The organism is Streptomyces tropicalis, assembly GCF_029269835.1.
Lineage (GTDB): Bacteria > Actinomycetota > Actinomycetes > Streptomycetales > Streptomycetaceae > Streptomyces > Streptomyces tropicalis.
The window spans coordinates 127548-139327 of the sequence record NZ_JARJBB010000011.1; the positions used below are offsets into that span (position 1 = coordinate 127548).

An 11780-nucleotide genomic window follows, 5' to 3' on the forward strand; every position below is an offset into this window, starting at 1 on the left:
TCCCTTCTGCTACCAGACGTAGGCGAGGACTTCCCCACCCACGCCCTTCTTGCCGGCCTGCTTGTCGGTGAGGAGCCCGTGCGACGTGGAGATGATCGCCACGCCGAGGCCGCCCAGCACCTTGGGCAGGTTGGTGGACTTCGCGTACACCCGGAGACCGGGCTTGGAGATCCGCTTGATGCCCGCGATGGAGCGCTCACGGTTGGGGCCGAACTTCAGCTCCAGGACGAGGTTCTTGCCCACCTGGGCGTCCTCGACCTTCCAGCCCGTGATGAAGCCCTCCTGCTGGAGGATCTCCGCGATGTGCGACTTGATCTTCGAGTGCGGCATCGCCACGGTGTCGTGGTACGCCGAGTTCGCGTTCCGCAGACGCGTGAGCATGTCTGCGATCGGATCAGTCATGGTCATGAATTGGCCTTCGGCCTCTCTCGCCGGGGTTTCCTGGTGCGCCATCCCTCTCCCCGATCCGAGACGGGACGGGTGCGGCGCGGTGGACCTACGGCGTAGTAAGTCGTACGGGCGCGGCAGGCGCCCAACCCCACAAGCCTAAGGCATGCGGGGGTGGGCTCCCTGCCGTCCCAGATGCTTACCGAGAGACTCTTGGAACCCGGATGTCCGGGATTACCAGGAGCTCTTGGTCACGCCCGGCAGCTCGCCACGGTGAGCCATCTCACGAAGGCACACGCGGCACAGGCCGAACTTGCGGTACACGGAGTGCGGACGGCCGCAGCGCTGGCAGCGGGTGTAGCCACGCACACCGAACTTGGGCTTGCGAGCAGCCTTAGCGATCAGAGCCTTCTTCGCCATCTCGCTCACGCCTCCTTGAACGGGAAGCCGAGGTGACGAAGGAGCGCGCGGCCCTCAGCGTCGTTGGTCGCCGTGGTGACCACGGTGATGTCCATACCCCGGACGCGGTCGATCTTGTCCTGGTCGATCTCGTGGAACATGACCTGCTCCGTGAGACCGAAGGTGTAGTTGCCACGGCCGTCGAACTGCTTGGGGGACAGACCACGGAAGTCGCGGATGCGCGGGAGCGCGAGCGACAGGGTGCGGTCCAGGAACTCCCACATGCGGTCGCCACGGAGCGTGACGTGGGCACCGATCGGCTGACCCTCGCGCAGCTTGAACTGCGCGATGGACTTGCGGGCCTTGGTGACGGCCGGCTTCTGACCGGTGATCGTGGTGAGGTCGCGGATGGCGCCCTCGATCAGCTTCGAGTCACGGGCGGCGTCGCCGACACCCATGTTGACCACGATCTTGACGAGACCGGGGATCTGCATGACGTTCTCGTACTTGAACTCGTCACGCAGCTTGCCCGCGATCTCCTCGCGGTACTTCTGCTTCAGACGCGGGGCAGTGGTGGTAGCCATCAGATGTCCTCACCCGTCCGCTTGGCAACGCGGATCTTGTTGCCTTCGTCGTCGAAGCGGTAGCCGACACGCGTGACGACCTTCTGGCCGTCCTTCTCCACGACCAGCTGGACGTTGGAGACGTGGATCGGCGCCTCGGTCGTGACGATGCCGCCGGCCTGCGAGCCGCTGGCGGTCGGACCGGCCTTGGTGTGCTTCTTGACCCGGTTGACACCCTCGACCAGGACGCGCTCGTCGCGCGGGAAAGCGGCAATGACCTTGCCCTGCTTGCCCTTGTCCTTACCGGTGATGACCTGGACCAGGTCGCCCTTCTTGATCTTCATGCTTACAGCACCTCCGGCGCGAGCGAGATGATCTTCATGAACTTCTTCTCGCGCAGCTCACGGCCGACGGGGCCGAAGATACGGGTGCCGCGAGGGTCGCCGTCGTTCTTCAGAATGACGGCGGCGTTCTCGTCGAAGCGGATGTACGAGCCGTCCGGACGGCGGCGCTCCTTGACGGTGCGAACGATGACCGCCTTGACGACGTCACCCTTCTTCACGTTGCCACCGGGGATCGCGTCCTTGACGGTGGCGACGATGACGTCACCGATGCCCGCGTAGCGGCGACCGGAGCCACCGAGCACACGGATGCAAAGGATTTCCTTCGCACCAGTGTTGTCGGCGACGCGCAGTCGCGACTCCTGCTGGATCACGTCTATCTCCTGTGTGTCTGCCGGTTCCCCGGGGGCCGTTCGGTGAACGGCCCCCGGAGCCTGGCGGAACTGTCCTGCGAGGGGTGCCCCGCAGGATGATTACTTGGCCTTCTCGAGGATCTCGACGACGCGCCAGCGCTTCGTCGCGGACAGCGGCCGGGTCTCCATCAGGAGGACGCGGTCGCCGACGCCCGCAGCGTTCTGCTCGTCGTGCGCCTTGAGCTTGTTCGTACGGCGGATGACCTTGCCGTACAGCGCGTGCTTGACACGGTCCTCGACGGCGACGACGACGGTCTTGTCCATCTTGTCGCTGACGACCAGACCCTCACGGGTCTTGCGGAAACCGCGAGCTTCCTTGTTCTCAGTCACGTTGCTCTCGCTCATCAGGCGTTCTCCACCGTCTCGATGCCGAGCTCACGCTCACGCATGAGGGTGTAGATCCGGGCGATGTCCTTGCGGACCGCCTTGAGACGGCCATGGTTCTCGAGCTGACCCGTCGCCGCCTGGAAGCGGAGGTTGAACAGCTCTTCCTTGGCCTCGCGGAGCTTGCCCAGAAGCTCCTCGTTGCCCAGCTCGCGCAGCTCGGACGCCTTGGTACCGGCCGACATCACGCTTCACCTGCCTCGCGCTTGACGATCCGGCACTTCATCGGCAGCTTGTGGGCCGCACGAGTCAGCGCCTCACGGGCGATCTTCTCATTGGGGTACGACAGCTCGAACATCACGCGTCCGGGCTTGACGTTCGCGATCCACCACTCCGGCGAACCCTTACCGGAACCCATGCGGGTCTCGGCAGGCTTCTTGGTGAGGGGACGGTCCGGGTAGATGTTGATCCAGACCTTGCCGCCACGCTTGATGTGACGGGTCATCGCGATACGAGCCGCCTCGATCTGGCGGTTCGTCACGTAGGCCGGGGTCAGCGCCTGGATGCCGTACTCGCCGAACGCAACCTGCGTTCCACCCTTGGACATACCGTTGCGCTTCGGGTGGTGCTGCTTGCGGTGCTTGACCCTACGGGGGATCAGCATGTCGGTCAGGCCTCCGTTCCGGTGCTCTCAGCCGGAGCGGACGCGGGAGCCTCGGCCTTGGGGGCCTCGGCGCCGGCAGCCTGCTGCGGCTTGCGACCGCGCCGCTCGCCACCGCGGCCACCACGGGCCGGGCGGTCGGCACCGCCACGGGCCGGGCGGTTACCCGCACGGGCCGCAGCGTTCTCGGCGCGGACCTCGGCGATGTTCTTGACGTCGCCCTTGTAGATCCAGACCTTCACGCCGATGCGGCCGAAGGTCGTCTTGGCCTCGAAGAAGCCGTAGTCCACGTTCGCGCGGAGCGTGTGCAGGGGCACGCGGCCCTCGCGGTAGAACTCCGAGCGGGACATCTCGGCGCCGCCGAGGCGGCCACCGCACTGGATCTTGATGCCCTTGGCGCCCGCCTTCATCGCCGACTGCATGCTCTTGCGCATGGCACGGCGGAAGGAGACGCGGGAGGAGAGCTGCTCGGCGACGGCCTGGGCCACGAGCTGAGCGTCCGTCTCGGGGTTCTTGACCTCGAGGATGTTCAGCTGGACCTGCTTGCCCGTGAGCTTCTCGAGGTCACCGCGGATGCGGTCGGCCTCGGCGCCACGGCGGCCGATGACGATGCCCGGACGAGCGGTGTGGATGTCCACACGCACGCGGTCACGGGTGCGCTCGATCTCCACCTTGGAGATGCCGGCGCGCTCCATGCCGGACGTCATCATCCGACGGATGGCGACGTCTTCCTTGACGTAGTCCTTGTACAGCTTGTCGGCGTACCAACGCGACTTGAAGTCGGTCGTGACCCCGAGCCGGAACCCGTGCGGGTTTACCTTCTGGCCCATTACCGGGTTCCTTCCTTGCTGCTGACGACCACAGTGATGTGGCTGGTCCGCTTGCGGATCCGGTAGGCACGGCCCTGAGCACGCGGACGGAACCGCTTCAGGGTCGGGCCCTCGTCGACGTACGCCTCGGAGATGAAGAGGCTGTCGGCGTCGGTGTGGTCGTAGTTGTGCGCGGCGTTGGCGATGGCGCTGTCGAGCACCTTGCCGACCGGCTCGGAGGCTGCCTGCGGAGCGAATCGCAGAACAGCCTGGGCCTCCGTGGCGTCCATGCCACGGATGAGGTCCACCACACGGCGGGCCTTCATGGGCGTGACGCGGATGTACCGCGCCTGGGCCCTGGCTTCCATGGTTGTCCCTTCAGAGTTACTTACGTGTCTGAATGCGATCCGCTACTAGCGGCGCTTCGACTTCCGGTCGTCCTTGACGTGACCCCGGAAGGTGCGGGTCGGCGAGAACTCGCCGAGCTTGTGGCCGACCATCGACTCGGTGACGAACACCGGGATGTGGGTCTTGCCGTTGTGCACCGCGATCGTGTGGCCGAGCATGGCCGGGACGATCATCGAGCGACGGGACCAGGTCTTGATGACGTTCTTGGTGCCGGCTTCGTTCTGGGCGTCCACCTTCTTGCTCAGGTGGTCGTCGACGAAGGGCCCCTTCTTGAGACTGCGCGGCATCTAAACCCGCTCCTAGCGCTTCTTGTTCGTCTTGCGGCGGCGGACGATGTACTTGTTCGAAGCCTTCTTCGGCGAACGAGTACGACCCTCCTTCTGACCCCACGGGGAGACCGGGTGGCGACCACCGGAGGTCTTGCCCTCACCACCACCGTGCGGGTGGTCAACCGGGTTCATCGCCACACCGCGAACGGTCGGGCGCACGCCCAGCCAGCGCTTGCGGCCGGCCTTGCCCCAGTTGATGTTGCTCTGCTCGGCGTTGCCGACCTCGCCGACCGTGGCGCGGCAGCGCTGGTCGACCAGGCGGATCTCACCGGAAGGCATGCGGAGGTGGGCCATCGAGCCCTCCTTCGCGAGCAGCTGCACGGAGGCACCGGCGGAGCGGGCGAACTTGGCACCGCCACCGGGACGGAGCTCGATCGCGTGGATCGTGGTACCGACCGGGATGTTGCGGAGGGCCAGGTTGTTGCCCGGCTTGATGTCGGCCCCGGGACCGTTCTCCACGCGGTCGCCCTGCTGCAGGTTGCGCGGGGCGAGGATGTAGCGCTTCTCGCCGTCGGCGTAGTGCAGCAGCGCGATGCGCGCGGTGCGGTTGGGGTCGTACTCGATGTGCGCGACCTTCGCCGGCACGCCGTCCTTGTCGTGACGACGGAAGTCGATCACTCGGTAGGCGCGCTTGTGTCCGCCACCCTGGTGGCGAACGGTCACACGACCGGCGTTGTTACGGCCGCCCTTGCTGTGCAGCGGGCGGACCAGCGACTTCTCCGGCGTGGACCGCGTGACCTCGACGAAGTCGGCGACGCTGGAACCACGACGGCCCGGCGTAGTCGGCTTGTACTTGCGGATTCCCATTTCTCAGTCCTCGTCCGATATCGGACGATCCGGACCGCCCTCAGGCGGTCGGACCGCCGAAGATGTCGATACGGTCGCCCTCGGCGAGGGTCACGATCGCGCGCTTGGTGGCGGCACGCTGACCGAAGCCGGTCTTCGTGCGCTTGCGCTTGCCCTGGCGGTTGATCGTGTTGACCCCGGTGACCTTGACGTCGAAGACCGCCTGGACGGCCTGCTTGATCTGGGTCTTGTTGGCGTTCGGGTCGACGATGAACGTGTACTTGTTCTCGTCGAGAAGCGCGTAGCTCTTCTCGGAGACGACCGGCTTCAGCAGGACGTCACGGGGGTCCGTGTACGACTTGCTCAGCGGGGTCTCGACCGTGTTCTTGCCCTCGGTGGCGTGGCGACGCGCCTTGGCGACGCGCGCGGCCTTGGCGGCCTTGGCCGCCTTCGAGGCAATGCTCGGGTGACGCGTAGCCATCAGGCCTCGCTCCCTTCGGTGTCAGCGGCCTTGGGGCCAGACACGAAGGACTCGAAAGCGGCCTGGGTGAAGACCACGTCGTCCGAGACGAGAACGTCGTACGTGTTCAGCTGGCCCGGCTCCAGGATGTGGACCTGGGGCAGGTTGCGGGCGGACAGCCACGCGGCCTCGTCCGAGCGCTCGGCGACGAGCAGCAGGTTCTTGCGCTCGCTGATCTTGCCGAACAGCGTCTTGGCGGCCTTGGTGGAGATCTCGCCCTCGATCACGCCGGAGACGACGTGGATACGGCTGTGGCGGGCCCGGTCGGTGAGGGCGTGGCGCAGGGCCGCGGCCTTCATCTTCTTCGGGGTCCGCTGCGAGTAGTCGCGCGGCACGGGACCGTGCACGACGCCACCACCGGCGAACTGCGGTGCGCGGGTCGAGCCCTGACGGGCGCGACCGGTGCCCTTCTGGCGGTACGGCTTCTTGCCGCCACCACGGACTTCACCGCGACGCTTGGTCTTGTGCGTGCCCTGGCGGGCAGCGGCGTTCTGCGCGACGACGACCTGGTGGATCAGCGGGATGCTGATCTTCTCCACGCCGAAGATCTCCGCGGGGAGCTCGACGCTACCGGTCTTCTCGCCCGCAGGCGAAAGGATGTCAACAGTGCTCATCGGTACCTCAGGCCCCCTTGGCCGCGGTGCGGACCAGGACGAGGCCGCCGTTCGGACCGGGAACCGCGCCCTTGATGAGCAGCAGACCCTTCTCCGCGTCAACGGCGTGGACGGTCAGGTTCTGGGTGGTGACCCGCTCGTTGCCCATGCGACCCGCCATGCGGAGGCCCTTGAACACGCGGCCCGGGGTGGCACAGCCACCGATGGAACCGGGCGAGCGGTGCTTGCGCTGGGTGCCGTGTCCGGCGCCGAGGCCCTTGAAGTTGTGACGCTTCATGACACCGGCGAAGCCCTTGCCCTTGCTCTTGCCGGTCACGTCCACCTTGACGCCGGCCTCGAAGACCTCAGCGGAGATCTCCTGGCCCAGCGTGTACTCGGAGGCGTCCGCGGTGCGGATCTCGACGAGGTGGCGGCGGGGGGTGACGTCGGCCTTGGCGAAGTGCCCCTTGAGGGGCTTGTTCACCTTGCGCGGGTCGATCTCGCCGAACGCGATCTGGACGGACTCGTAGCCGTCGACGTCGTTCGTGCGGACCTGGGTGACGACGTTGGGGCCGGCCTTGACGACGGTGACCGGAACAACACGGTTGTTCTCGTCCCACACCTGCGTCATGCCGAGCTTCTCGCCCAGGATGCCCTTGATCTGCTTAGCCATCTTTCAGATCACCGGCCTCAGAGCTTGATCTCGATGTCGACACCGGCCGGGAGGTCGAGTCGCATCAGGGAGTCAACGGTCTTGGGCGTCGGGTCGAGGATGTCGATCAGGCGCTTGTGCGTGCGCATCTCGAAGTGCTCGCGCGAGTCCTTGTACTTGTGCGGCGACTTGATGACGCAGTACACGTTCTTCTCAGTGGGCAGCGGCACCGGGCCCGCGACCGACGCACCAGTGCGGGTCACCGTCTCGACGATCTTCTTCGCCGAGGAGTCGATGACCTCGTGGTCGTAGGCCTTGAGCCGGATGCGGATCTTCTGTCCCGCCATGGCTACTTCGTAGTCCTGTCTCTTCTTACGCTCCGGAACCCGGTGTTCCGTTCGTCTTCTCCGACCCACGCGGTCGGGCGTGTCGCTCTCCCGCTGACACAGATGTCCCTTGATCGAACATCCCTGCGGGATTGCACACGGCCCTTCCGGAACCGCGAGCCGGGGGTGAAGACCCACCGGGCGCCTGGTCGGTGCCGCGCCGACACTTCCCGGAAGATTCCCGTACGTCCGCCCCAGCGCTGCCATCAGGCAGTTTGGGCGACGAGTACTGTGGGACTCGCTTCCGGTCCCCCCGGCGGGAGGCGCGCAGCATCAACACTCGACCGAGCAACTCGGACAGTCTGCCATACAGGGAGGCCGACTGGCCAATCGAGCGGAAGAGGGTACCCCGGGGGTGACGCAGGTCAAACCCTGCGCACGGGGTGGGCGTGGCGCACGGGGTGATCGTCGGGTCACCCACCCGCGCCTGCGGGGCAGGTGACCCGACGGTCACACGGCGGAGCGCCGACGCCTGCCGGCGAGCACGGCCGCGACGGCCCCGCCCACGAGCACCAGCGCACCGACGCCCGCGGCGCCCCACACGACGCTGCCCGCATCCCCCTTGGACGACGCCTCGGTCTTCTTCGCACCCGCCTCGGCCGACCCCTTGGACGCAGGGCCACCCGGCCGCGGGGACGACGAGGCCGCCGCCGCCAGATCGGGGAGCGGGTAGACGTCGGCCGGACCCGGGTCCCCCGGGTTCTTCAGCGCGATACGGGGGCGCACGATGCCGTACCCGATCCCGTCATTGCGCTTCGCCCCGTCGGTGGGACCACCGATGGTGTTCAGCATGACCCGGAGCACCTGGTTGTTCGTCCAGGTCGGATGCTTCGACCAGATGAGAGCGGCGCTGGCGGAAACGAGGGCGGTGGCGTCACTGGTGCCGTGCGATCGGCAGAGTCCGGTCCCACCACCACATGCGTGCAACATGTCGTCCCCGGGCGCCGACATGTCCACCTGAGGGCCGTACTCCGACTCCGCGGTTCTGTGCAGATCTCTCCCCACGGCGGCAACTCCCACTACGCCGGGTGTCGCAGCGGGATACTCGACCTCGTTGTTCTTGTTTCCGTTGTTGCCGACTCCCGCAAAAATGAGCGAGCCCTTTTTCAAGGCGTATTTCACTGCCGCCGCCAGCTTCGGCGAATCCTCTCTCTGCCCCAAGGAGATATTGATAATCTGGGCACCTTCGTCCGCCGCATACCGAATTGCCTTCGGAGCGAATTCGTTGAACTCGACAGCGGCATCGGCCTCGCTGGGAGCTTTGCTCACATCGGGCATACGGATGGGAAGGATCTTTGCGCCGGGCGCAAGGCCGAAAGCTCCCCTGCCCCCGTCGTAGGCACCCGTCCCGGCGATAAGACCTGCCATTCCAGTGCCATGGCCTTGATAGTCGGTGTGGTCGTCACCGGGCTGCCGCGTGGCGAAGTCCTTGCCCCGCAGTACACGCCCCTTGAGGTCCGGATTGCTCGGATCCACCCCCGAATCGATCACAGCGACCGTGATCCCGGAACCTGTGCTGATGCGCCACATCTCCTCGGCCCTCATGGCGTCCAGGAACCACTGCTGTCCGCGGGTGGATTCCGCATACGCCGGTGCGCCGCCCACACCTATCAGCAGCACGCACAGCGCTGCTGATAGCGGGGCCGTCTGACGGCCACGTCGTATTGTCCTGACGAGCATGCGTCTTCCCTTGCCTGATTCGGGGTCGTGCCTCAGCCGCCGTTCCGCGACTCGTTGGGATGCTCTTCCTGCCTCGCGCCTCGATCCTCAGCGTGACGGCCGAGTCGTCTGCCCTTGTGGTTCGCCTCACCGGGAGGGATTGTTCGAGCCTCACGGGATACAGAGTTCCGTCCCCGCGTTGAGGGTTCGGCGGCAGGGGTTCCTCCCGCAATGCCTCCTCGCACCGGAGCTCCCGTTCTGGCCGGGCCATCCACGGCCTCGGACATCGATGAAGCAATCACGCCACGCCCAGACCATTGCGGGCTACTTCCCGTGACCCTGCCGTACGAAGATGCGCCACGCTCTCCGCCAGCTCCATTCCTCGTGCCACCAGCTACCGGCCGCCCCACCGAACCTGTGCGGGCCGCACCACCCTGGGGGCTACCGCTACCCGTCGTCCCCTCTGCACCGACGACAGTCCCGCGGGGGAGCGCCGAAGCCTTGGACCCAGTAGCCGGCGCGGTTGGGCGACCGCCGACCACGCCGTTGCCTGCGCGCCCCGGAACAGGCCGCGTGGGTACTGAAGAGGACTCGCCGGGAACATGGAGAACCCTGCCTGTCACGTTCGCCCGTGGAAGACGGTTTGAGGCCACCTCCTCCTCACCTGGATTGAAGGCGGCCTTCCCGGGACTACCCGATCTCGGCAGGCCGGGCGACAACCGCCCGGGCTCGGCTGTGCCCACGGGGATCCCCCTGCCGCTGCGCACGATCGGAGGGACGTTGCTGGGGCCGGAACTTGTCGGGCCCAAGATGTCCGGCCTGGCCGGGCTACGCAGTTCGTCGCTCGGATGGACTGGTGAGGGGGCAAGGTGGGGCTGAGGTCCCACAGAGTCAATGGCCATTCGGACGGGCGCCTTGTGCTCAGCACCGTCCGGGGATTGGCCAGGCAGACTATCGACGGGAGTGCTGTGCCCATCAGCCTCACTGACTGCATCCCAGCGCGACGAATCCCGTCCCGACGCCCCGGTGGCATCCGCAACAGGTCGCGTGGACGGATAGGAAGATTTGGTACCACTGTCATAGGGCCGGGATACGGATTGCTGGCCATCGAGGTGACGGAATTCAGCCGGCACAATCTTCGCCGGAGGTGGTGGGAATGTCGGCCGCTCCAGCGCGTTGATCTGCGTAGTGGATAGATCGTACGTCTGTCCCAGCTTGCGCATCTGGGCGGCCGCCTCCTGGCGGACCTTCTCCCGGTCGGCCTTCAGCGCGGCGAGTTCGCTCGCGGACTTGGAACGGATCGCCGCGGAGTCGGGATCGTTGTGAGCCGCCGTGGCCGCAGCCAGGTTCTCCTGGGCGCCCTTGGCGTCACGGGGGATCGAGACCTGCGCCGTGGCGATCGCGTTCGACGCTTCGCCGAGCCACTTCCCCGCGCCCTCGCTGAAGTCGCCCAGTCGGTGCGTCGAGTTGGCGAGGTCGCCGGCCCACGTGCGGAAGGCGTCCGCGCCCTGACCCTTCCAGTCCACGCGCTGCGGGCGGACCTTGAGCTCCTCGGCGATCTTGCGGATCTCCTTCGCGGCCCCGGTCAGACGGTCGGCCGCGGCCTGCACCTCTCCGGAGTTGGCCTGGTCAAGCCACGCCAGCATGTCCTCGTGGCTCATGCTCTCGAAGGACGTACCGCCACCGGTACCGCCCGCCATCAGGCCTCCCCCGTCGTCTCAAACATCAGATCTCGCCGCCCGCGGCCTTGGGCGGGTGCGCGGCATGCGTCGGGCCTGTCTCGGCCCCGCCACCATCGGCCTTCTCGCGCGTCTTCTCCGGCAGCGAGGGGTCGTACTCGCCGCCGTAGTGCTTCGTGGTCTCCACGTCGATCGCGGCCATGCGGTGGCGGATGTCCGCGTCGATGTTCTCGTAGCCCTTGTGGGAGGCCAGGACCACGATGCCCATGCCCTCCATGGAGTCCGACAGCAGCTTCGAGAGCGTCTCCAGCTCGCTGATCACGGTCTGGTACGCCGTGAACAGACCCGCCGCCTCCGACCACGAGCCGCCACCGCCGCCGAACTGATGCCGGGCAAGTCGGCTCTCACCGACCTTGGCCGAACCGGCGTCGGACCCCTTCAGGTCGCGGATCAGGCCGTCGATCCGCTTCCGGAACTTCGTGAACGACGCGTACTCCGCGGCCATGTGGGCCTGGGCGCTGATGGCGTCCCGCGTCGCGTCGGCCAGGCCGGGCAGACCGGACAGCAGGGACGGCGGCGTGGCGCCACCGGATCCGGCATCGCTCTCCAACACTGCGTCCTCCCCCGTGCGTTCAGGAAGCGGTGGTCTCGGTGACCACTCTAGCTACGGCCGGTGACAGTCCCGAAGTGGGTATCCCGACGGTGATCGGAACCGGCCTGGGTCGTCCCATCCGACCAGCTCGCTGGACGTCGGGCATGAGCGCTCCTACTCATGTCGCGCGGTCGCCTCCCCGCCCGGCCGCCGGGCACAGCCGAGGGTCTTGACCGTCGCCGGAAAGTAGGCCCGCATGAACCTCTCGATGGATGCACG

18 protein-coding genes are annotated in these 11780 nt (G+C 66.8%); all 18 read right to left on the bottom strand.

All coding sequences use genetic code 11. The features are described from left to right. Positions 1 to 9 precede the first annotated feature (9 nt). Complete coding sequence (gene rpsH, locus P3H78_RS21545) at positions 10 to 408, bottom strand: 30S ribosomal protein S8 (protein ID WP_276110731.1); 399 nt, start codon at positions 406 to 408, stop codon at positions 10 to 12. Positions 409 to 621: 213 nt separating this feature from the next. Beyond that, complete coding sequence (locus P3H78_RS21550) at positions 622 to 807, bottom strand: type Z 30S ribosomal protein S14 (protein ID WP_003948630.1); 186 nt, start codon at positions 805 to 807, stop codon at positions 622 to 624. 5 nt (positions 808 to 812) lie between these two features. Then, entirely contained in the window at positions 813 to 1370 is a 558-nt protein-coding gene (gene rplE, locus P3H78_RS21555; RefSeq protein ID WP_276110732.1) for a 50S ribosomal protein L5, read from the bottom strand. Continuing rightward, positions 1370 to 1693, bottom strand: a complete 324-nt coding sequence (rplX, locus tag P3H78_RS21560; protein WP_276110734.1) for a 50S ribosomal protein L24 — start codon at positions 1691 to 1693, stop codon at positions 1370 to 1372. The genes rplE and rplX overlap by 1 nt, the downstream gene beginning before the upstream one ends. A gap of 2 nt (positions 1694 to 1695) precedes the next feature. Beyond that, on the bottom strand, positions 1696 to 2064 hold the full coding sequence (rplN, locus tag P3H78_RS21565; protein WP_003998823.1) for a 50S ribosomal protein L14: 369 nt from the start codon (positions 2062 to 2064) through the stop codon (positions 1696 to 1698). A 99-nt stretch (positions 2065 to 2163) separates the two neighbouring features. Continuing rightward, positions 2164 to 2448, bottom strand: a complete 285-nt coding sequence (gene rpsQ / locus P3H78_RS21570) for a 30S ribosomal protein S17 (RefSeq protein WP_039656223.1) — start codon at positions 2446 to 2448, stop codon at positions 2164 to 2166. Next, positions 2448 to 2672: a 50S ribosomal protein L29 gene (rpmC, locus tag P3H78_RS21575; RefSeq protein WP_018564811.1), complete on the bottom strand. Its 225-nt coding sequence runs from the start codon at positions 2670 to 2672 to the stop codon at positions 2448 to 2450. Before rpmC ends, rpsQ begins: the two co-directional genes overlap by 1 nt. Beyond that, on the bottom strand, positions 2672 to 3091 hold the full coding sequence (gene rplP, locus P3H78_RS21580; RefSeq protein ID WP_009190136.1) for a 50S ribosomal protein L16: 420 nt from the start codon (positions 3089 to 3091) through the stop codon (positions 2672 to 2674). The genes rpmC and rplP overlap by 1 nt, the downstream gene beginning before the upstream one ends. A 5-nt stretch (positions 3092 to 3096) precedes the next feature. After that, the gene (gene rpsC, locus P3H78_RS21585; RefSeq protein WP_003998826.1) at positions 3097 to 3918 is read right to left on the bottom strand and encodes a 30S ribosomal protein S3; all 822 of its coding nucleotides are present in this window, start codon (positions 3916 to 3918) and stop codon (positions 3097 to 3099) included. After that, entirely contained in the window at positions 3918 to 4265 is a 348-nt protein-coding gene (rplV, locus tag P3H78_RS21590; protein WP_155058649.1) for a 50S ribosomal protein L22, read from the bottom strand. Before rplV ends, rpsC begins: the two co-directional genes overlap by 1 nt. 45 nt (positions 4266 to 4310) lie before the next feature. Further along, a complete protein-coding gene (gene rpsS, locus P3H78_RS21595; RefSeq protein ID WP_276110735.1) occupies positions 4311 to 4592 on the bottom strand; it encodes a 30S ribosomal protein S19 in 282 nt (93 codons plus the stop codon). A 12-nt stretch (positions 4593 to 4604) separates the two neighbouring features. Beyond that, entirely contained in the window at positions 4605 to 5441 is an 837-nt protein-coding gene (gene rplB, locus P3H78_RS21600) for a 50S ribosomal protein L2 (protein WP_007494772.1), read from the bottom strand. 40 nt (positions 5442 to 5481) lie between these two features. Continuing rightward, positions 5482 to 5901 (bottom strand): 50S ribosomal protein L23, encoded by a 420-nt coding sequence (gene rplW, locus P3H78_RS21605; RefSeq protein WP_276110736.1) that lies wholly within the window; start codon positions 5899 to 5901, stop codon positions 5482 to 5484. Beyond that, a complete protein-coding gene (rplD, locus tag P3H78_RS21610; protein ID WP_276110737.1) occupies positions 5901 to 6554 on the bottom strand; it encodes a 50S ribosomal protein L4 in 654 nt (217 codons plus the stop codon). The genes rplW and rplD overlap by 1 nt, the downstream gene beginning before the upstream one ends. A 7-nt stretch (positions 6555 to 6561) precedes the next feature. Continuing rightward, complete coding sequence (rplC, locus tag P3H78_RS21615) at positions 6562 to 7206, bottom strand: 50S ribosomal protein L3 (RefSeq protein WP_005481233.1); 645 nt, start codon at positions 7204 to 7206, stop codon at positions 6562 to 6564. 17 nt (positions 7207 to 7223) lie between these two features. Beyond that, a complete protein-coding gene (gene rpsJ / locus P3H78_RS21620) occupies positions 7224 to 7532 on the bottom strand; it encodes a 30S ribosomal protein S10 (protein WP_003948644.1) in 309 nt (102 codons plus the stop codon). A 489-nt stretch (positions 7533 to 8021) separates the two neighbouring features. Beyond that, on the bottom strand, positions 8022 to 9191 hold the full coding sequence (gene mycP, locus P3H78_RS21625; protein ID WP_276110738.1) for a type VII secretion-associated serine protease mycosin: 1170 nt from the start codon (positions 9189 to 9191) through the stop codon (positions 8022 to 8024). 1764 nt (positions 9192 to 10955) lie between these two features. Next, positions 10956 to 11522: a DUF2563 family protein gene (locus P3H78_RS21630; protein ID WP_276110739.1), complete on the bottom strand. Its 567-nt coding sequence runs from the start codon at positions 11520 to 11522 to the stop codon at positions 10956 to 10958. Positions 11523 to 11780: the final 258 nt, after the last annotated feature.